This is a genomic window from Gordonia paraffinivorans (assembly GCF_900683595.1).
Classification (GTDB): Bacteria; Actinomycetota; Actinomycetes; order Mycobacteriales; family Mycobacteriaceae; genus Gordonia; species Gordonia paraffinivorans.
Map to the genome: position 1 here is coordinate 778,678 of NZ_CAACYD010000006.1, position 19,672 is coordinate 798,349.

The following is a 19,672-nucleotide window of genomic DNA, read 5'->3' on the forward strand; positions in this document are numbered from 1 at the left end:
ACTTTTACAAGTACCGGCCCGCATAACGTAGTCCCATTGGTCGGCGCCTCCATAAATGAGAAGATGTTTCGGTGAGTCAGAACACACGCGGCGCCGGGGAGCTCCATGACGAGGTCCTCGCCGCGATCGGCCGGCGGATCGTCTCCGGGGCACAGCCGACGGGCAGTGTGCTCACCCTCGACACCATCTGCACCGACTTCGACATCTCGCGCACGGTCGCCCGCGAGGTGATCCGGGTGCTGGAGTCGATGGGCCTGGTCGAGTCACGGCGCCGGGTGGGGAGCACCATCCAGCCGCGGACCCGCTGGAGCGTCTTCGACCCGCGCCTGATCCGCTGGCGGCTCGACGGCGCCGACCGCGCCGAGTTCCTGGCGACGCTCTCGGAATTGCGCAGGGGATTCGAACCCGTGGCCGCGGCGCTTGCCGCCGAACGCGCGGACGAGCACCAGTGCCGGACCATGGCGGCCGCGGTGTCGGACATGTCGGTCCACGGCCGCGACGGTGACCTGGATGCATACCTGGAGGCGGACAAGGTCTTTCACCGCACCCTGCTCGAGGCGAGCGGCAACGAGATGTTCCGTTCCCTGGCCGACGTGGTGGGCGAGGTCCTCGCCGGACGCACCCATCACGGGATGATGCCCCGCACACCCAATCCCGCCGCGATTGCGCTGCATGACGATGTCGCCAGAGCAATACGCCTCCGCGACCCGGAAGCCGCGGAGGCGTCGATGCGTTCGATCATCACCGAGGCGGCCGAGGCCGTCGCCGGTGACGCCGCCGACTAGACGAGAAGTTCGGCGATCTGGATCGTGTTGAGGGCAGCGCCCTTTCGGAGGTTGTCGCCCGAGACGAACAGCGCGAGGCCGCGCCCCTCCGGCACGCCCGGGTCCTGACGGATGCGTCCGACGAGCGACGGGTCCTTGCCGGCCGCGGCCAGCGGGGTCGGGACGTCGGTGAGCTCGACGCCGGGCGCCGACGCGAGGATCTCCTGGGCGCGCTCGACCGAGAGCGGGTTGGCGAACTCCGCGTTGATCGACAGCGAGTGCCCGGTGAAGACCGGCACGCGCACGCAGGTGCCGCTCACGAGCAGGTCGGGCAGGCCGAGGATCTTGCGCGACTCGTTGCGCAGCTTCTGGTCCTCGTCGGTCTCGCCGGAGCCGTCGTCTACGAGCGAGCCGGCAAGGGCCACAACGTTGAACGCGATCGGCGCGACGTACTTGTTCGGCGCCGGGAACTCCACGGCGGAGCCGTCGTGGACGAGCTTCTCGGCGTCGTCGGCGACGGCGCGGACCTGGGTGGCGAGCTCCTGCACTCCGGCCAGGCCGCTACCGGAGACCGCCTGGTAGCTGGAGATGACGAGGCGCTGCAGGCCGGCCTCGTCGTGCAGCGGCTTGAGGACCGGCATGGCGGCCATGGTGGTGCAGTTGGGGTTGGCGATGATGCCCTTGGGCGGGTTCTTCGCCAGCTCGCCGTTGACCTCCGAGACCACCAGCGGCACATCGGGATCTTTGCGCCACGCCGACGAGTTGTCGATGACGGTCACACCGGCGGCGGCGAAGCGAGGGGCCTGCTCGCGGGACATGGTGGCGCCGGCCGAGAACAGCGCGATGTCGAGACCGGCCGGGTCCGCGGTGGCCGCGTCCTCGACGACGATCTCGCCGCCCTTCCACGGCAGCTTCTTCCCCGCCGACCGCGGAGAGGCGAAGAACCGCACCTCGTCGGCCGGGAAGTTGCGCTCCTCCAACAGCTTTCGCATGACGGCGCCGACCTGCCCGGTCGCGCCCACGACTCCGATACGCACACCCATGGCCTATCGCCCCGTTCCGGCGTAGACGACGGCTTCCTCGTCGCCGCCGAGGTCGAAGACCTGGTGCAGCGCGCGCACGGCGTCGTCGAGTTCGGTGTCGCGGCACAGCACCGAGATCCGGATCTCCGAGGTGGAGATGAGCTCGATGTTGACGCCGGCGTCGCTGAGGGCCTCACAGAAGGTGGCGGTGACGCCGGGGTGCGACTTCATGCCCGCACCGATGAGCGAGACCTTGCCGATGTGGTCGTCGTAGAGCAGATCGGTGAAGCCGATCTCTTCCTTGAGCTTGTTGAGCTTCTCCACCGCGACCGGTCCGAGTTCGCGCGGCAGGGTGAAGGTGATGTCGGTCTTGCCGGTCTCGACCTTGGAGACGTTCTGCAGGACCATGTCGATGTTGATCTCGGCGTCGGCGACGGCGCGGAACACCCTCGCCGCGTAGCCCGGCTTGTCGTCGAGGCCGACGACGGTGACCTTGGCCTCGCTCCGGTCGTGTGCGACGCCGGTGAGAATGGCTTCTTCCACGGGAATGTCCTCCATCGATCCGGCCACGATCGTGCCGGGTTTGGTCGAGTACGACGAGCGCACGTGAACGGGAACGTTGTATCGGCGTGCGTATTCCACGCACCGCAGCATCAGGACCTTGGCGCCGCAGGCCGCCATCTCCAGCATCTCCTCGAAAGAGACCTTCTCGAGGCGGCGGGCGTCGGGGACGATGCGGGGATCGGCGGTGAACACGCCGTCGACGTCGGTGTAGATCTCGCAGACGTCGGCGTTCAGCGCGGCCGCGAGCGCGACGGCGGTGGTGTCCGAGCCGCCGCGGCCCAGGGTGGTCACGTCCTTGGTGTCCTGGGAGACGCCCTGGAAGCCGGCGACGAGGACGATCTTGCCCTCGTCGAGGGCGCTCCGGACGCGTCCCGGCGTGACGTCGATGATCTTGGCCTTGCCGTGGCTGCTGGTCGTGATGACGCCGGCCTGCGAACCGGTGAACGACTGGGCCTGTGCGCCCAGCGAGGAGATGGCCATCGCGACCAGCGCGTTGGAGATGCGCTCGCCCGAGGTGAGCAGCATGTCCATCTCGCGCGGCGGCGGCGTCGGATTGACCTGCTGCGCGAGGTCGAGCAGTTCGTCGGTGGTGTCGCCCATCGCCGAGACGACGACAACCACGTCGTTGCCCTGCTTCTTCGTCTCGACGATGCGCTCGGCAACGCGACGGATGCGTTCGGCCGTCGCGACCGAGGATCCGCCGTACTTCTGCACCACGAGGGCCACGTCGAGTTACCTCCCGCCGGCTCTCGCGCCGGTTCGATAGACGTCAGCTTGCTTCGGACAACCTTACCGGGCATCCGGTAACCGCTCTGACCTGGTCACCCGGTGCAGTGTGACCAGGCGCATACATCGATCGGGCGACACCCGGACGCCACCACCTAGGATCGCTGCCGTGGCCACCCGAACCGACGTCGACGTTGCGGGACGTCGAGAAGACCCCGACCGGCAGGAGCGCGGTGACCATCGCGCCGGGGAGTCGGCGGCGGAGTCCGCGACCACGACACCGCCGCACGCCGAACGACTCCGACGCCATCGCTGGTGGCTGGACGCCCTGGCCGTGTACCTGGTCATCCGCGCGGTCGGGATCCTCGTCCTGGCCCGCTTCGCCGACCTGCGCCACACCACGCTGGGCGAAGCGCTGACGAAATGGGACGGCCAGTGGATGCTGTCCATCGCCACGCATGGTTACGGCGGCGTGCCGGTGACGCTGACCGACGCCCGCGGCATCCACACCTCCGACACCGCCTACGCCTTCTTCCCCGGTTACCCGTATCTGGTCGGTCTCATCGCGAGGCTTCCCGGCGTGACGCCCTTCGGGGCGGCGCTGTCGCTCAATCTCGTCCTCGGGTGCGTGGCAGCGGCGGGCGCGGCCCGGCTGGGCATGGTGTGTGCCCGGCTGATGGCCGGGCGCTCCCCCATCGGTCGTGCGCCGGAGCGCGCGACCGGGCTGTTCCTCGCGGCGCTGTTCGCCGCGACCCCGATGTCGATCGTGCTCAACATGGCCTACACGGAGGCGATGTTCTGCGCCCTGGCGACGTGGGCGCTCGTCGGCATCCTGGAGCGACGTTGGCTGCTCGCCGGCATCATGGCCGGCCTGTGCGGCCTGTGCCGTCCGACCGCCGCGGTCATCATCGGCGTGGTGATCCTGGCGGCCGCCGTATACCTCTGGCAGGCGCGCGGATCCGGCGACGCGACCCGCGCCGACCGCCTCCGCGCCGTCGCCGCGATCGTGATCAGCCCCATGGGTTACCTCGCCTACCTCGGAGTGGTCTGGGCGCACACCGGCTCCCCGACCGGCTGGTTCCGCATCCAGACCGAGGGCTGGGACACCGAATTCGACTGGGGTGTCGCGGCATTCAACTTCGTCAACGATCAGCTGGTGAACGCCTCGGACGTTCCGCCGGTGGCGACCTCGTGGATCGTGTTGAGCACCGTGGCGATGGTCGGGGTCGCGGTGTGGTCGCGGGTGCCGTGGCCGGTGCTGCTGTTCGGGTCCCTGCTCGTGGCGCAGATCGTCCTGTCGAGCGGACTGATGATGAGCCGGCCCCGCCTGCTGCTGCCCGCCTTCGTCCTGCTGATCCCGCTGGCGATGGCGCTCGCCCGGATGCGGCGGGGCACCGCGGCGCTGATCGTGGTGCCGATCGTGATCGGGAGTTCGTGGTTCGGCGCGCACATGTTGACGGTCTTCCCGCACGCCATGTGATGCGGATGCCGGACGGCGGGCCGCCGCGCCGGGTCAACGCGCGGAGGCCTCGAATCCCGCGCAGAGGTAATCGATCCCGGCGTCGAGCCGGGCCCGCGGGTCGAGGAGCCGCGTCGCGTCGGGCCGGCCCGCGAGGCGGGCCAGGTGCTGCGGGACGTCCGCGTCGGACCTGCCGGAGATCACGTCGGTCAGGCAGGGCGCGTCCGGGCCGGACTCACCGCGGACCTGCTGGGCGAGCAGCTCGTCGCCGACCGCGGCCAGCGCGACACCCTGGACGAAACTCCACACCGACAGGGCCATGTCGGTGGCCTGCTCGATGTCCACGCCGAGCTCGAGGAAGCCGGCGGACAACCAGTCCAGGCATTCCAGCGAATCCTCGCCGTAGCTGTTGCGCGGGGACGAGTAGGCCAGCACCACCCACGGGTGCCGCGCGTAGAGCTCCCAGTCGACGTCCACCGCGATCCGCACCCGCTCGCGCCATGGCGGCGACGTCTCGACCGGGTACGGATACAGGCGCCCGATCTCCTCGGTCATCGCCAGCAGCAAAGCCTCTTTATCGGCGACGTGCCGGTACAGCGACATCGCCCCGACGCCGAGGCTGTCGGCGACCTTGCGCATCGACAGGCCCGCGAGCCCACCCTCGTCGGCCAGCCGGATCGCCGCGTCGACGATGGCCGACCGCGACAGCCTGGGCGTGCCCGTGGTCACCTGTGGCCCTCCTCACCGACCGGGAACATCTCGATTGCGTACAGCGTACTCATGATCGTAACCTGGTCCGCGTACGCCGTACGCGGCATGACCATCCGTGACCATCTCGTAGGAGCATCCCGTGTCAGCCCACCTCGCCTCGTCCGATCGGCAGGTCGCCAACACCGCCGACCGACGCACGTGGCTGGGTCTGGCGGTGCTCACCCTGCCCGTCCTCCTGGTGGCACTCGACGTCTCGGTCCTCTACCTCGCGATCCCGTCGATCACCGCCTCGCTCGCCCCGTCGGCGTCCGAGCAACTGTGGATCCTCGACATCTACGGCTTCCTCATCGCCGGCCTGCTCATCACGATGGGGAACCTCGGCGACCGGATCGGCCGGCGGCGCATCCTGCTGGCGGGGGCGACGGTGTTCGGACTCGCGTCGATCCTCGCGGCCTTCGCACCGACCGCCGGCATCCTCATCGCCGCACGCGCCCTGATGGGCGTCGGCGGTGCGACGCTGATGCCGTCGAGCCTGTCGCTGATCGCCAACATGTTCTCCGATCCCCGCGAGCGAGGCCGGGCGATCGGTGTCTGGACCGCGGCGTTCGCGGGCGGAAGTGCGATCGGCCCCGTCGTCGGAGGCGTTCTGCTGCACCACTTCTGGTGGGGCTCGGTCTTCCTGATGAACGTGCCGGTGCTCGCCGTGCTGCTGATCCTCGGTCCGCGTCTGCTGCCGGAGTTCAAGGCCCCGTCGGACGCGCGGTTCGACGTGCTCGGCGTGGTGCTGTCGATGGGCGGCATCCTCCCGGCGGTCTACGCCGTGAAGACGCTCGCGAGCGACGGCATGGACGCGACGACGGTCGCCGTCGGGATCGTCGGCGTCGTGATGCTGGCGGCGTTCGTGGTCTGGCAGCGCCGCGCCCCGGCGCCGCTGCTCGACCTGAAGCTCTTCGGCAACCTGCAGTTCGTCGGCGCGATCTCGGTGTCACTCGTCGGCATGGCGGCGCTCGGCGGCATGTCCTACCTGACCGGGGTCTACCTGCAGTCGGTGATGGGTCACGACGTCCTCGCCGCGGCGATCGCCGGACTCCCGATGGCGGTGGCCGTCGCGGTGTTCTCCGTCGGGGCCTCACGCGTCGCCGCGCTGATCGGCACGCGCGCCGCGTTCCTGCTGGCCATCGGCCTCGCCGCGGTGGGCAATCTCGGACTCCTGGCGCTGACCACCTCGTCCCCGATCTGGGTCTACCTGCTGTGCACCTCGGTCGCCGGCGTCGGCTACGGCATCCAGTTCAGCCTGGTGTCGGTCGTGGCCATCGGGGCGGTCCCGCCGGAACGGGCGGGCTCGGCCTCCGGCATCTCCGAGACCAGTTTCGAGCTGGGCAACGCCCTGGGCCTGGCGCTGCTCGGCTCACTGGCGACACTGATCTTCCGCTCTCACCGCAACGGGTGGGATTTCGGCGACACCCTCGGCGAGACACTCCTGCGCGCCCTCGACATGGGGTCGCCGGGCGAGGGGCTCGCGAGCGCCGCGCGGCAGGCCTACGTCGACGGCATGCACGCGGCGTCCCTCACCGCCGGGATCGCGCTGGCCGTCCTCGGGGTCGCGGTGTATTTCGCCATGCGCGAGCCCAAGTAGTCCGCGGACGCCGCCCCTCTACCCTCGGGGTATGCATGAGTTGATCGAATCCCGCTGGAGCGCACGGGGCTACGACCCCGGCGCCTCGATCTCCGTCCACGACCTCGAGACGATCGTCGACGCCGGCCGCTGGGCGCCGACCTGGGGACGGCTCCAGCCGGTGCGGTTCGTCGTCGGCAAGCGCGGGGACGACACCTTCGACACGCTCGTGGGCACGCTCACCCGCGGGAATGCCGGGTGGGCCCCGCGGTCGGCCGCACTCATTCTGGTCTGCACCTCCGACCGCCCCGACGACCCGAAGGAGCACACCTACGCGGCCGTCGACCTCGGACTCGCCGTGGCCCAGATGAGCCTGCAGGCCGTCGCCCTCGGCTTCAACGCACACCCCATGGCCGGGTTCGACGCGGCGGCCGCGGTCCGCGCCTTCGACATCCCGTCGGACCAGCGTCCTCTGGTGTTGCTCGCCATCGGCGTCCCCGCCGATCCGGCCACGCTGCCCGACGAGATCCGGGAGCGCGACGAACAGCCCCGGTCGCGCCTGCCGCTGAGCGAGGTCGCCTTCGCCGGGCAGTGGGGTACGCCCGCGTTCGGCGAGCGAGACTGACACCCGGCACACCGACGCGGCCCCATACGCAACATCCCCGCCGGACCGAGCGGTCCGACGGGGATGTTCTCATGTCGGCGGAAGATGCTGCGCCGCAGGGATGCTCAGCCGACGAGAGCCGGCTCCGACTCCTCCTCGACGAGAGCGCCCTCCTCGCGTATCGCCTTGTCCTTGGTCTCGACGATGGCGATCGTGCAGATCACGCTGACCGCCGACAGGCCGGCGAGCAGCACGCCCACCCAAATCGCGCCGGGCCCGGCGATGAGCGGCGCGGCGATCAGCGGCGGGATCGCTCCGCCGAGGATGCCGGCGAGGTTGTAGCCCATCCCGGCACCGGTGTAGCGGTAGCGGGCCTCGAAGAGCTCGGGCAGGAGCGCGCCGGCGGGGCCGTAGGCGATGCCGAAGATCAGCAGCGTGCCGACGAGTCCGACGACGAACGCGAAGCCGCCGCCCAGATCGAGGATCGGGAACAGGATGAGCACCCAGGGGACGGCCACGGCGCAGGAGGTCAGGATGACCAGGCGTCGTCCGACCCGGTCGGACCACATGGCCGACGCGGCGGTCGACAGGCCGAAGATCACGGCGGCGATCATGCCGGCGCTGAGCACGAAGGTGCGCGACAGCTCGAGGCTCTTGGTGCCGTAGTTGGTGAGGAAGGCGGTGCCCATGTAGAAGAGCGAGAACAGGCTGGCGAGCGCTCCGCCGGCGATCAGGATCTCCTTCCACTGGTACCGGAAGGCATCCAGGAACGGCAGTGCGGGTTCGTTCGACGCACCTTCGAGTGCCTTGCGGCGCTGGGCCTCCCGGAAGACCGGGGTCTCGGCGACGGCGAGGCGGACCCACAGTCCGACGGCGACGAGCGCGAAGGACAGGATGAACGGGACGCGCCAGCCGTACTCGAGGAAGGCCGAGCTGGTCTCGCCCAGGGTCAGCGACGCGATCAGGAACGTCAGGCTCGACAGGAAGAAGGCCAAGGCCGGGCCGAGCTGAGGGAACATCGCGTACAGGCCGCGTTTGCCCGCAGGTGCGTATTCGGCGGTCAACAGGGTCGCGCCGGCCCATTCGCCGCCGACCGCGAAGCCCTGCAGGAAGCGCAGCACGACGAGCGTGATGGGAGCGGCGATGCCGATGCCCGACTCGGCGATGCCGAAGACGCCGGTCCCGTAGCCCGGCAGCAGGCCGATCGCGACGGTCGCGAAGCCCATGATCAGCAAGGTCCAGACGAGGGTGCGCTTGCGGCCGATGCGATCGCCGAAGTGCCCGAACAACATCGCGCCGACCGGGCGGGCGAAGAACGCGACGGCGAAGGTCGCAAACGAGGCGATGGTGCCGGTCACCTCGTCGGCGGCGGGGAAGAAGACGGTCGGGAAGACCAGTGCGGCGGCGGTGCCGTAGATGAAGAAGTCGTAGAACTCGATGGTCGTGCCGATCGAGCTGGCCGCGGCCACGCGCTTGAGGCTGGTCTTCTTCGGGGGAGCCGCCTCGGGCGGCTGCAGGGCCGGGAAGTCGGCGCTCGGTGGATCTGCGGGGGTGGTGGTCACTGGCGTCGTCCTTTGCTGGCGGTCGGCCGCTTCGGGTTTGAACGGCCGTCGTCGGGTCCGGGCTGGGGGGTGGCCCGTCCATCCCCGGTCGGCGGACCCGAGCCCTCCGATGAACTCCGTCACTCGCTCGACCTGATGAGATGTAGGTCATATGGTGTGGCTCACACCACGTCCCGACCACCCCCCGAAGAGGGGTCGCATTCGAATCCCGGAGGGTCCAGCTATACGGTTGACCTGCGATTTTGTTCCTCTTGCACCGAGGAGTACAGTCGGATGCATGCAGCGTGCACTCCTCCTCGGTTGCCGCGGCGGGGTCTGACACGACCGGCCCTCCGTCGCGGGGCCCTTTCATGCGCCGGTCACTTTTCCACTCAGACACGGAGAATGACCCCGTAATGTCACCTGCAGACAACTTTTCTTCCGGCGCGAGCCGCATCGTAGAGCCCTCCGGCCCGATCCCCGCCGACCAGCCCTCCTGGAATCCGCAGCGCAATTCCGCGATGCCGGTCCACCGCTACCGGCAGTTCGCCGACGAGGTCGAGAAGATCTCACTGCCCGACCGCACCTGGCCCGACAAGGTCATCACCAAGGCGCCGCTGTGGTGCGCGGTCGACCTGCGCGACGGCAACCAGGCCCTGATCGATCCCATGAGCCCGGCCCGCAAGCGGCGCATGTTCGACCTGCTGGTCCGGATGGGCTACAAGGAGATCGAGGTCGGCTTCCCGTCGGCGAGCCAGACCGACTACGACTTCGTCCGCGAGATCATCGAGGACGACGCGATCCCCGACGACGTCACCATCCAGGTCCTGACCCAGTGCCGTCCGGAACTGATCGAGCGCACCTTCGAGGCGTGCCGTGGCGCCAAGAACGTCATCGTGCACTTCTACAACTCCACCTCGGTGCTGCAGCGCCGCGTGGTCTTCCGCGCCGACAAGCCGGCGATCGTGAAGATCGCGACCGATGCCGCGCACCTGGTCCTGGAGGAGAAGAAGAAGTACCCGGACACCAACTGGCGCTTCGAGTACTCGCCCGAGTCCTACACCGGCACCGAGCTGAGCTTCGCCAAGGAGGTCTGCGACGCGGTCACCGAGATCATCGCTCCCACCCCGGAGAACCCGATGATCATCAACCTGCCGGCCACCGTCGAGATGGCGACGCCCAACATCTACGCCGACTCGGTGGAGTGGATGCACCGCAACCTGCAGCGTCGCGACTCCATCATCCTGAGCCTGCACCCGCACAACGACCGCGGGACCGCCGTCGCCGCGGCCGAGCTGGGCTACATGGCCGGCGCGGACCGCATCGAGGGCTGTCTGTTCGGCAACGGCGAGCGCACCGGCAACGTGTGCCTGGTGACCCTGGGCCTGAACATGTTCAGCCGGGGCGTCGACCCGCAGATCAGCTTCTCCGACATCGACGAGATCCGTCGCACCGTCGAGTACTGCAACCAGCTGAACGTCCCCGAGCGGCACCCGTACGGCGGCGACCTGGTCTACACCGCGTTCTCCGGCAGCCACCAGGACGCCATCAACAAGGGCCTGGACCAGATGAAGTTCGACGCCGACGCGCAGGACGCGGACGTCGACGACATCATCTGGGCCGTCCCGTACCTGCCCATCGACCCCAAGGACGTCGGCCGCAACTACGAGGCCGTCATCCGCGTCAACAGCCAGTCCGGCAAGGGCGGCGTCGCCTACATCATGAAGGCCGACCACGGCATGAACCTGCCGCGGCGCCTGCAGATCGAGTTCAGCCGCGAGATCCAGAAGATCACCGACGGCGAGGGCGGCGAGGTCAGCCCGAAGGAGATGTGGGACGTCTTCGCCGAGAACTACCTGCACCCGATCTGGCCGCTGGAGCGCATGCGCCAGAGGGTCGACGCGGCCGAGGTCGACGGCGGCGAGGACCACATCACCGCGGTGGTGAAGGTCGAGGGCACCGAACGCGAGATCACCGGCTCGGGCAACGGCCCGCTGGCGGCCTTCGTCGACGCGCTGTCGACCATCGGCTACGACGTCCGCGTTCTCGACTACAGCGAGCACGCACTGACCGCCGGCGGTGACGCCAGCGCCGCGGCCTACGTCGAGACCGAGGTCAACGGCGAGACCGTGTGGGGCGTCGGCATCGCGTCGTCGATCACCACCGCGAGCCTGCGGGCCGTCGTCTCGGCGGTCAACCGCGCCTACCGCGTCACCTCGGCGCCGGAGGCCGACGGCGAGGCCGCTCCGCGGACCTGGGCCCCGTAGGCCGACACCGCGACAACAACCGGTTCGATCGGGCCGGGACCGGCGACGGGCGATCCTCGTCGCGGTCCCGGCCCGTCACGTTGTGCGCTCCCGCGACGGCACGCGTGTGTCGGGCGCGCAAATCGGTCATCCCTTCGACCCACAGGATGCGTGATGTGGAATACGGTGACCTCATGGCAGCCACCACACGGGAGTTGTACCTGGAGACCGGAATCAGCATTCTCGCCGATTCGGGCTACAGCGCGCTCAAGCTGTCCGAGGTCTGCGGGCGTCTCGGGGTCACCAGCGGCTCCTTCTACCACTTCTTCAAGAACTGGTCGGACTACACCGGCCAGCTCATCCGGCACTGGCTGGCCTCCCGGACCGAACTCGAGGTCGCTGCCGTCCAGGCCGTCGCCGATCCCCTGCAGCGGATGAGGGACCTCATCGAGTTCGCCGTATCGCTCCCCCATCACGCCGAGGCGGCCATCCGCACGTGGGCCAACATGGATCCGGACGTCCGCAAGGTCCAGGAGATGGCCGACCACGCCCGCTACCAGGTCGTCTTCGACATCGCGATGGAGTTGCTCGACGACCGCGACGCCGCCCACCGGTACTCGAGCTGGGCCAACTACGTGCTCACCGGATACTCGCAGTCCACGCTCCCGGACGATCCCGCGACCCTCACGTGGGCCGCACAGCAGTTCCTCGACTCGCTGGCGGATGCGAGCAACCGGCCTCGTCAGAGTCTGGCCCTCGCCGACGACCGACAGCAGGCGACCGTCGGCGGGTCACAGGAGTAGCCGGGAACAAAACCGGCCCCTGCGCCCTTCTCCGGATCATGAAGAAGATCGGTTTCCTGTCCTTCGGCCATTGGTCGGACTCCCCGGGCTCGCAGGTACGGTCGGCGTCGGACTCGCTGCTGCAATCGATCGATCTGGCGGTGGCGGCGGAGGAACTCGGCGCCGACGGCGCCTATTTCCGCGTCCACCATTTCGCCCGGCAGCTCGCGTCGCCGTTTCCGCTGCTGGCGGCGATCGGTGCGAGGACGACTCGCATCGAGATCGGCACGGGTGTCATCGACATGCGCTACGAGAACCCGCTGTACATGGCCGAGGACGCCGGCGCCGCCGATCTCATCTCCGAGGGCCGGCTGCAGCTCGGCATCTCCCGCGGGTCCCCCGAGCAGGTCATCGAGGGTTACAAGTACTTCGGGTACGTCCCGCCGGAGGGCTCCACCGACGCCGACATGGCCCGCCAGCACGCCGAGGTGTTCCTGCGTGTCATCGAGGGTGGCGGGTTCGCGCGGCCGAATCCCCGGCCCATGTTCCCCAACCCGCCGGGCCTGCTGCCGATCGAACCGCAGTCGCCCGGCCTCCGCGACCGGATCTGGTGGGGCGCCGGCACCCGCGCGACGGCGGAATGGGCCGCGGAGAAGGGCATGAACCTCATGTCGTCGACGCTGCTCACCGAGGACACCGGCGTGCCCTTCCACCAGCTGCAGGCCGAGCAGATCCAGCGGTTCCGCAAGGCATGGGTCGAGGCCGGCCATCCGCGCGAGCCGCGGGTGTCGGTGAGCCGCAGCATCTTCGCGATCGTCGACGACCGGGACCGCGCCTACTTCGGTCGCGGCGGCCAGGAGTCCGACCAGGTCGGCATCATCGACAACTCGGTCGCGCGGTTCGGCCGCAGCTACGCCGACGAGCCGGACAAGCTCATCGAGCAACTGCGGGAAGACGAGGCCATCGCCGCGGCCGACACCCTGCTGCTGACGGTCCCCAACCAACTCGGTGTGGAATACAACGCGCACGTGATCGAGTCGATCCTCACCCACGTCGCACCGGCCCTCGGCTGGCGCTGACGCGTGCTCTCGACGAAACCGCCACGAGAACGCCACCGGCTCCCATAACCTCACGACGACATCAATGTCCGCCCGTCAGAGGAGAGCCCGCCCATGCCCGAGGTCATCGTCGTCGCCACCATCTCCCCCCAGCCCGGCGAGGAGCAGGCGGTCCGCGACGCCGTGCTCGCCGCGATCCCGAAGGTGCACGACGAGCCCGGTTGCGTGAAGTACGCGCTGCACGAGGCGACCGGGGACTCGACCGATCTCGTGATGATCGAGCGGTGGGAATCACTCGAGGCGCTCGGCGCGCACAGCAAGGCGCCGGCGCTCGCCGAGCTCGGCAAGGCCCTCGGCCCCCTGCTCGCCGGACCGCTCGACGTGAAGACCTTCACCGCGGTCCCCGCCGGCGATCCCGCCAAGGGCGCGATCTAGGACACCCGAGCCTCTCCGCCCTGATCCGTGGCGGTGTTGCATCCGCGGGCGACGGCATGCTAAACCGTATAACGATCGTTAGATAAGTGATGGGCGCCATGCCGTGCCCGGTCACGTTCGCGACGACACACGGCGCCCGCCTGCGACGTGTCTCGGCCGCGACCGCCGACATCACACTCGAGAGGAACCCATGCCCGTAGCGGCAGTCGTCGACCCCAACCGCCCCACGGTCGGCACGCCCGGAACCGGCGCGTCCGGGTCGGGGCCCGTCGGACCGCTCGCCCCCGTCACCGCCGCCGACCGTGGCTGAGGCAGGCAAGGACGCCGCACCACGGCGGTTCACGATCGACACCGAGGGCGTGGACTGGCGACGGCGCGAACCCGTCCCGCTCCCGCCCACCCTCGTGGCCGCCAAGCGCGCGTTCTACGAGCGCGGCTTCCACGGAACCTCCATCCGCGACATCGCGTCGCGCGCCGGCGTCTCCCTGCCGACCCTCTACTACCACCACGACAACAAGCTCGGCATTCTCGTCGAACTCCTCGAAGCGGCGATGACCTCGGTCCTCGCCTGGGTGGGAGCCGCCATCGAGGCCGGCGACACGCCGTCGGAGAAGCTCTCCAACGCCATCGAATCCATCGTCCTGCACATGACGAGCGACCTCGAACTGGCAAGCGTCGCACACGAATTCCGCCATCTCGCAGCCGACGACCCGCGCCGCGAGAACTACGTCGCGATGCGCACGGAGACCGAGAACATGCTCGCCGAGGTCATCGAGGCGGGCCGCGAGTCGGGCGAGTTCCGGTTCGACGAGGACATCAAGGACGTGCTGCGGTACCTGTTCGGCGCCTGCCAGGCGGTCACGACCTGGTACCGCCCTTCCGGTGCCCGCACCCCCGCCGAGGTCGCCCGGTCCTACGCACTGATCTCGCTGCGTGTCGTGGGCGCGCAGAACGTCGACCACCTCGGCGACACCCAGACCACCGACAACGACTCCAACGACAGCAACCGAAGCCTGAAGGAAAGGAAGCAGCCATGAAACGCGCCATCTTCGAAGAAGAGCACGAAGCCCTCCGGGAAACCGCTCGCCAGTTCCTGATCCGTGAGTGCCTGCCGCACAACGAGGAATGGACCGCAGCGGGCATCGTCGACCGCGAGGTCTACAAGAAGGCCGGCGACGCCGGTCTCCTCGGCTTCAACATCCCCGAGGAGTACGGCGGCGGCGGCGCGATGAACGACTTCCGCTTCAACGCGGTCGTCGTCGAGGAGTTCGCCAAGTTCGACGGCGCATCGCCCGGCCTGAGCCTCCAGAACGACGTCGTCGCACCGTATTTCGTGCACCTCGCCAACGAAGAGCAGAAGAAGCGCTGGATGCCGGGCATCGCCACGGGCGAGACCATCCTCGCCGTCGCGATGACCGAGCCGGGCGCCGGCTCCGACCTCGCCGGCATCAAGACCTCGGCGAAGCTCGAGGGCGACCACTACGTCCTCAACGGCAACAAGACCTTCATCTCCTCGGGCATCAACGCCGACCTCGTGGTGGTCGTCTGCCGCACCAACCCGGATCCCGCGGCCGGTCACAAGGCGTTCTCGCTGCTGGTCGTCGAGCGCGGCATGGAGGGCTTCGAGCGCGGCCGCAAGCTCGACAAGATGGGCCTGCGCGCACAGGACACCGCCGAGCTGCACTTCAACAACGTGCGCGTGCCGGTCGAGAACCTGCTCGGCCAGGAGGGCATGGGCTTCTACCACCTCATGCAGAACCTCCCCTCCGAGCGCCTGTCGATCGGCATCGGCGCCATCGCCGGCGCCCGCGCGGTCTTCGAGGAGACCGTCCAGTACTGCAAGGACCGCAAAGCATTCGGCCGCCCGATCGGCACCTTCCAGGCCAACCGCTTCACCATCGCCGAGATGGCCACCGAGCTCGACATCGCCGAGATCTACATCGACCGCTGCCTACAGGGCGTGCTCGACGGTGAGCTCGACGCCGTCGACGCGTCCAAGAACAAGTGGTGGTGCACCGAGCTCGCCAAGCGCGTCATCGACAGCTGCCTGCAGTTGCACGGCGGCTACGGCTACATGAACGAGTACCGGGTCGCCCGCGCCTACAAGGATGCCCGCATCCAGACGATCTTCGGCGGCACCACCGAGATCATGAAGGACATCGTGGGCAAGAGCCTCGGCTTCTGACCCGCTCTCTCACGGGGTTCACGAAAGGGCCGTCGGTTCACGCGAAATGCGTGGGCCGGCGGCCCTTGTCGTTCAGGAATGCTCCGCTGCCGCCGCCGCGATCTGCTCGACGACCCGCTCGACCACGGTGCGCGACCTGGGCCTCGACAGCGCCTCGTAGACGCGGGCGGCCCGAACCCCTTTGAGTTCCAGGCGTTTCACCGCCGGGTGCCGCACCGCGAAGCGCGGCATCAGAGCGATACCGTGCCCGCCGGCGACGAGCGCCTCGATGGTGGTGAAGTCGAGCATCCGCTGCGTCACCCTCGGCGCGACCCCGGTCACCGCCGAGATCGACTGCAGCACATCGTCGACGGGGAATCCGCCCTCGACGCTGATCCAGTCGTGCTCGGCGAGTTCGGACACCGTGACCCGATCCGACGCGCCCAACGGGCTGTCGAGGGGCACGATGACGTCGACCGGTTCGCGCATCAGCTCGGTGACCCGCACCCGCGAGTGGTTGACCGCGGGAGTCCGCTCGTCGCGGTGGGTCACCACGATGTCGAAGTCCGCGAGCGCCGGCGCGGCGTCGGCATAACCGACGTCGAGGTGGAACGCGTCCACCTCGATTCCCGCGAGTGCGGCCCGATCGAGGACGCTGGGCAGCAGCAGGGTCGACCCGGACGGGAACATCGCCAGCCGCACGCGGGCCTTGCCCGACCGGTACGACGCCATCTCCTCCTGCGCACGTTCCACCGCTGCGATGACCTCGTCTGCCCGCAGCACCAGGGCATGCCCGGCCTCGGTGAGCCGCAGGCCACGGCCGTCGGGTTCGAACAGCGGCACTCCCGCCTCGTCGGCGAGCACCTTCATCTGCTGCGAGACCGCCGAGGGCGTCATGTGCAGCGCCTCGGCGACCGCGCCGATGGACCCGCGGTCGGCGAACTCGCGCAGCAGACGCAGTCGGCGCACCTCCATGGAGGTCAAGGTACCCGGCGAACCCGCCAGGGGCCCTTTGTGCCAGAACAGCGCTGCGATCGTGCCGCTCGCTCGTGGCGCTGCGATCAGGGGCCGCGCCCGGGCTACGGTGTCGCGCGTTGTCTCCCGAGAGAGTGAGGACCGTGATGACGAGCGAGGCGTCGACCACCCCGCAGACGGCCCGGGTGGGCATGCGGGGCAGTATCGAGCCCTGGTTCAGCGCCTATGCACTCGCCGGGTTGCTCGTGAACGGCATTGTGCCGCTGCTCATCCCGCTGACCGTGACCTCACGGGGCACGGTGGCGGTCGCCGCCGCGCTCGCCGCGTTCTTCGGCGGCCAGCTCTTCGCGCCGGTGATCGGGAAGATCGCCGACCGCACCGGCGGACAGCGGACGATCTTTCTCGGGTCATTCCCCCTGATGGGTGTCGCGGCCATCGGGTTCGGCTTGTCCGACGGACTCCTCGGCTGGTGTGTCGCGGCCGTGGTCGCCGGTGCCACCGCGGGAGCCGTGCAGACCCTGGGCAGCGTGTTCATCACCGAGGGCCATCCGGAGGACGAGTGGGACGAGCGCATCGGATGGTTCCGCTTCGTGTTCGGCATGGGCCAGGTGTCGGGACTGGCGATCGGAGCGGTGTTCGCCGACGGCCATGTCCACACCGGCTGGTACGTCGCAGGTGTCGTGATCATCTTCGGCACCCTGCTGGGCCGGCTACGCCTCCCCCACCTGGCGTCCGCAGGCTCCGACCCCGCCCGCCCCGACTCCGCACTGCCGACGCCGGGCGGCCTGCGTCGCGAACTGCGGGGACCGTTCGGCCGGTTCCTCGCGTCGTGGTTCCTGGCGATGACCGCCGTACAGACCTTCCTGAACGTGATGCCGCTGGTGATGAAGGACGCCTTCGCCGTGTCGTCGTCGCACACCGCGTCCTGGTACCTGCTGGCCTCGGTCGTCGGAGCCTGCCTGTATCCCGTGTGCGGGCGCCTCGCGGACCGGTACGGCTGCGGTTGGGTCCTGCGCACGGGTCTGCTGATCACGCTGACCGGCCTGGCGGTGATGACGGCCGCCTGGATCTGGCACCCGTCGGGAGACTCCTGGATCGGCATCGCCGGGCTCATACTGGTGGCGTTGGGCTACCCGTTCGACTACATCGGCGCGACCAAGATGGCCGCCGACCTCACCCTCGACGGCCAGGGGTCCGCGATGGGACTGTTCAACAGCGCGGTGGCCGCGGGCGCGATCGTCGGCGCGACGGTCCCGTCGTCCCTCGCCGCGAGGTTCGGCTACGGCTCGCTGCTGCCGCTGGCGGCCGGGCTGATCGTTGCCGCCCTGCTGGTCGGGTGGGGTGTTCTCGCGCGAGAGGCATACAAGCCGGCCTGAGTGCCCGGCCGGGCTGGACCCGCCGGACACAGCGCGGATTCGGAATCAACAGAACGGTCATGGAATGCCGGGGCGTCGGAAATGGTTGTGCCGACCGTGGCATCACATGACGTAACCCTGGAAACCTTCGAAGAGACTGTCACGAAGGACGGCATCGTGCTGCTCGACTTCTGGGCGAGCTGGTGCGGTCCGTGCCGCATGTTCGGCCCGGTCTTCGAGAAGGCTTCCGAGGAACATTCCGACATCTTCTTCGGCAAGGTGGACACCGAGGAGCAGCAACAGCTCGCCGGCAGCCTGGGCATCCAGTCGATCCCGACCCTGATGGCGTTCCGCGACGGGATCCTGGTGTTCAACCAGCCGGGCGCGCTGCCCCCGGCCCAGCTCGAGGAACTCATCAGTGCGGTCGAGGGCCTCGACATGGACGACGTGCGCGCCAAGGTCGCCGCCGCTCAGCAACAGTGATGCCGCCGGAGCCGTCGCTGTAGGGCACCCATCTCTGTAGGAGAACTTCAGCAAGGCTTCGATTAAATTCGATTGTCCTTCATCGTCGTGACCTCGACGATGAAGGACATGTCCTCTCGTGACCGGTTGCTCGCGCTCGGCGTGGTGTTCTTGTGGGGACTCAACTTCGTGGCGATCCACCTCGCCCTCGAACACTTCCCTCCCCTGTTCCTCGCCGCCCTGCGCTTCGCCGTCATGGCGCTCCCGGTCATCGCCTTCGTCCGATTCCCGAAGGTCCGCCTGAAGTGGTTCCTGCTGTACGTGGCCGGATTCGGCACCGTGCAGTTCATCTGCCTCTTCCTGGCGATGGACCTCGGGATGCCGGCAGGCCTGGCCTCGTTGGTCCTGCAGACCTCGGCCCCCTTCACCGTCGTCCTCGGCGTGCTGTTCCTCCGTGAGCGGATGACGCTGCTCCAGGTCCTGGGGCTCCTCGTCGCCGTGGCCGGGATGGGCGTCATCGCCTGGGATCGCGCCACCGGCAGCGGCATCGGCGCGGCAGCGCTCATCCCGATCGGGCTGACCGTCCTCGGCGGATTGAGTTGGGCGATCGGCAACATCGGCGGCCGCCTCGCGCAGCCCGACGACTCGTTCCGCATGACCCTGTGGATGGCCGTCGTCGCGGGTCCGCCCCTCTATGTCGTGAGCCTCATCGCCGAGGGCCCGACCGCAGGCATCGACGCCCTCATGACCATCGGCACCGAGACGGGCCTGCGCGCGCTCGGCGGACTGATCTATCTCGCCGTCCTCGGCACGCTGGTGGGCGCGGGCCTGTGGACGCTCCTGCTCAGCCGCAACGACGCCAGCCGCGTCTCCCCGATGTCGCTGTTGGTGCCCGTCGTCGGCATCTCGGCGTCGTTCGTCTTCCTCGACGAGGTACCCACCGTCGGGGAGATCATCGGCGCGACCGTCGTCGTGGTCGGCTGCGCGGTCGGCGCTGCGCGGTCGGCGTGATGGCGCGCCCGCGCTCACGTCCGCGGGTGCGTCCGACCCCGGTCCCACAGGCCACCGGGCCCGAACCCGTCACCGGACCAGACCGGGGAGGGCGGGCCAACGGGGAGACCGCGCCCCGGCCCGCGGCGCGCTCGGCGTGCCCCTGACCCCCGGTGCTCTCCGCTCCGTGTGTTCCGGT

General features: G+C 69.0%; 17 protein-coding genes and 1 pseudogene. 13 read left to right on the forward strand and 5 right to left on the reverse strand.

Annotated features, from left to right (window positions below; all coding sequences use genetic code 11):
• The first annotated feature begins 71 nt into the window (after positions 1 to 71).
• Positions 72 to 785 carry a FadR/GntR family transcriptional regulator gene (locus tag E1P53_RS10530; RefSeq protein WP_131734276.1) on the forward strand — a complete coding sequence of 238 codons (714 nt, stop codon included), beginning with the start codon at positions 72 to 74 and terminating at the stop codon, positions 783 to 785.
• Here E1P53_RS10530 and E1P53_RS10535 read toward each other — a convergent pair.
• Together E1P53_RS10535 and E1P53_RS10540 are read right to left on the reverse strand one after the other, a co-directional pair.
• On the reverse strand, positions 782 to 1,807 hold the full coding sequence (locus E1P53_RS10535; protein ID WP_109239846.1) for an aspartate-semialdehyde dehydrogenase: 1,026 nt from the start codon (positions 1,805 to 1,807) through the stop codon (positions 782 to 784). The two genes, E1P53_RS10530 and E1P53_RS10535, sit on opposite strands and share 4 nt — an antisense overlap.
• A 3-nt stretch (positions 1,808 to 1,810) precedes the next feature.
• The gene (locus E1P53_RS10540) at positions 1,811 to 3,076 is read right to left on the reverse strand and encodes an aspartate kinase (protein WP_131734277.1); all 1,266 of its coding nucleotides are present in this window, start codon (positions 3,074 to 3,076) and stop codon (positions 1,811 to 1,813) included.
• 169 nt (positions 3,077 to 3,245) lie between these two features.
• Here E1P53_RS10540 and E1P53_RS10545 point away from each other — a divergent pair, with 169 nt between their 5' ends.
• Positions 3,246 to 4,556 (forward strand): putative hexosyltransferase, encoded by a 1,311-nt coding sequence (locus tag E1P53_RS10545; protein ID WP_131734278.1) that lies wholly within the window; start codon positions 3,246 to 3,248, stop codon positions 4,554 to 4,556.
• A 33-nt stretch (positions 4,557 to 4,589) separates the two neighbouring features.
• Here E1P53_RS10545 and E1P53_RS10550 read toward each other — a convergent pair whose 3' ends face one another.
• On the reverse strand, positions 4,590 to 5,264 hold the full coding sequence (locus tag E1P53_RS10550) for a TetR/AcrR family transcriptional regulator (RefSeq protein ID WP_131734279.1): 675 nt from the start codon (positions 5,262 to 5,264) through the stop codon (positions 4,590 to 4,592).
• Between the two features lie 121 nt (positions 5,265 to 5,385).
• Here E1P53_RS10550 and E1P53_RS10555 point away from each other — a divergent pair, with 121 nt between their 5' ends.
• Together E1P53_RS10555 and E1P53_RS10560 are read left to right on the forward strand one after the other, a co-directional pair.
• Complete coding sequence (locus E1P53_RS10555; protein WP_109239850.1) at positions 5,386 to 6,882, forward strand: MFS transporter; 1,497 nt, start codon at positions 5,386 to 5,388, stop codon at positions 6,880 to 6,882.
• Positions 6,883 to 6,913: 31 nt separating this feature from the next.
• The gene (locus tag E1P53_RS10560; protein ID WP_109239851.1) at positions 6,914 to 7,486 is read left to right on the forward strand and encodes a nitroreductase family protein; all 573 of its coding nucleotides are present in this window, start codon (positions 6,914 to 6,916) and stop codon (positions 7,484 to 7,486) included.
• 104 nt (positions 7,487 to 7,590) lie between these two features.
• Here the strand turns inward: E1P53_RS10560 and E1P53_RS10565 are convergent, their stop codons facing one another.
• Complete coding sequence (locus E1P53_RS10565) at positions 7,591 to 9,027, reverse strand: MFS transporter (protein ID WP_131734280.1); 1,437 nt, start codon at positions 9,025 to 9,027, stop codon at positions 7,591 to 7,593.
• A 395-nt stretch (positions 9,028 to 9,422) separates the two neighbouring features.
• Between E1P53_RS10565 and leuA the strand changes: the two genes are divergently transcribed.
• The 6 genes from leuA to E1P53_RS10595 all read left to right on the forward strand — a co-directional run bounded on the left by leuA (position 9,423) and on the right by E1P53_RS10595 (position 15,712).
• Positions 9,423 to 11,273 (forward strand): 2-isopropylmalate synthase, encoded by a 1,851-nt coding sequence (gene leuA, locus E1P53_RS10570; RefSeq protein WP_006901620.1) that lies wholly within the window; start codon positions 9,423 to 9,425, stop codon positions 11,271 to 11,273.
• 173 nt (positions 11,274 to 11,446) lie between these two features.
• Positions 11,447 to 12,055 (forward strand): TetR/AcrR family transcriptional regulator, encoded by a 609-nt coding sequence (locus E1P53_RS10575; protein ID WP_244941161.1) that lies wholly within the window; start codon positions 11,447 to 11,449, stop codon positions 12,053 to 12,055.
• Positions 12,056 to 12,093: 38 nt separating this feature from the next.
• Positions 12,094 to 13,113, forward strand: coding sequence for an LLM class flavin-dependent oxidoreductase (locus E1P53_RS10580; RefSeq protein WP_131734282.1), 1,020 nt, complete (start codon positions 12,094 to 12,096; stop codon positions 13,111 to 13,113).
• A 93-nt stretch (positions 13,114 to 13,206) separates the two neighbouring features.
• The gene (locus tag E1P53_RS10585) at positions 13,207 to 13,527 is read left to right on the forward strand and encodes a putative quinol monooxygenase (protein WP_109239855.1); all 321 of its coding nucleotides are present in this window, start codon (positions 13,207 to 13,209) and stop codon (positions 13,525 to 13,527) included.
• A 302-nt stretch (positions 13,528 to 13,829) separates the two neighbouring features.
• Complete coding sequence (locus E1P53_RS10590) at positions 13,830 to 14,564, forward strand: TetR/AcrR family transcriptional regulator (protein ID WP_016895397.1); 735 nt, start codon at positions 13,830 to 13,832, stop codon at positions 14,562 to 14,564.
• Positions 14,561 to 15,712, forward strand: a complete 1,152-nt coding sequence (locus tag E1P53_RS10595; protein ID WP_006901625.1) for an acyl-CoA dehydrogenase family protein — start codon at positions 14,561 to 14,563, stop codon at positions 15,710 to 15,712. Before E1P53_RS10590 ends, E1P53_RS10595 begins: the two co-directional genes overlap by 4 nt.
• A gap of 72 nt (positions 15,713 to 15,784) precedes the next feature.
• Here E1P53_RS10595 and E1P53_RS10600 read toward each other — a convergent pair whose 3' ends face one another.
• On the reverse strand, positions 15,785 to 16,666 hold the full coding sequence (locus tag E1P53_RS10600; RefSeq protein ID WP_006901626.1) for a LysR family transcriptional regulator: 882 nt from the start codon (positions 16,664 to 16,666) through the stop codon (positions 15,785 to 15,787).
• A 146-nt stretch (positions 16,667 to 16,812) separates the two neighbouring features.
• Here E1P53_RS10600 and E1P53_RS10605 point away from each other — a divergent pair, with 146 nt between their 5' ends.
• From E1P53_RS10605 to E1P53_RS10615, 3 genes and pseudogenes are all read left to right on the forward strand, one after another.
• Complete coding sequence (locus E1P53_RS10605; protein ID WP_131734283.1) at positions 16,813 to 18,042, forward strand: MFS transporter; 1,230 nt, start codon at positions 16,813 to 16,815, stop codon at positions 18,040 to 18,042.
• A gap of 96 nt (positions 18,043 to 18,138) precedes the next feature.
• Positions 18,139 to 18,504 carry a thioredoxin gene (trxA, locus tag E1P53_RS10610; protein ID WP_006901628.1) on the forward strand — a complete coding sequence of 122 codons (366 nt, stop codon included), beginning with the start codon at positions 18,139 to 18,141 and terminating at the stop codon, positions 18,502 to 18,504.
• A gap of 108 nt (positions 18,505 to 18,612) precedes the next feature.
• Positions 18,613 to 19,640 (forward strand): annotated as a pseudogene (locus E1P53_RS10615) (EamA family transporter).
• The last annotated feature ends 32 nt before the right edge of the window (positions 19,641 to 19,672 follow it).

Bases quoted from the DNA above. Each gene is read 5' to 3' on its own strand.
- E1P53_RS10535 (WP_109239846.1), bottom strand. From the start codon at position 1,807: ATGGGTGTGCGTATCGGAGTCGTGGGCGCGACCGGGCAGGTCGGCGCC.
- E1P53_RS10560 (WP_109239851.1), top strand. From the start codon at position 6,914: ATGCATGAGTTGATCGAATCCCGCTGGAGCGCACGGGGCTACGACCCC.
- leuA (WP_006901620.1), top strand. From the start codon at position 9,423: ATGTCACCTGCAGACAACTTTTCTTCCGGCGCGAGCCGCATCGTAGAG.
- E1P53_RS10575 (WP_244941161.1), top strand. From the start codon at position 11,447: ATGGCAGCCACCACACGGGAGTTGTACCTGGAGACCGGAATCAGCATT.
- E1P53_RS10580 (WP_131734282.1), top strand. From the start codon at position 12,094: ATGAAGAAGATCGGTTTCCTGTCCTTCGGCCATTGGTCGGACTCCCCG.
- E1P53_RS10585 (WP_109239855.1), top strand. From the start codon at position 13,207: ATGCCCGAGGTCATCGTCGTCGCCACCATCTCCCCCCAGCCCGGCGAG.
- E1P53_RS10595 (WP_006901625.1), top strand. From the start codon at position 14,561: ATGAAACGCGCCATCTTCGAAGAAGAGCACGAAGCCCTCCGGGAAACC.
- E1P53_RS10600 (WP_006901626.1), bottom strand. From the start codon at position 16,666: ATGGAGGTGCGCCGACTGCGTCTGCTGCGCGAGTTCGCCGACCGCGGG.
- E1P53_RS10605 (WP_131734283.1), top strand. From the start codon at position 16,813: ATGACGAGCGAGGCGTCGACCACCCCGCAGACGGCCCGGGTGGGCATG.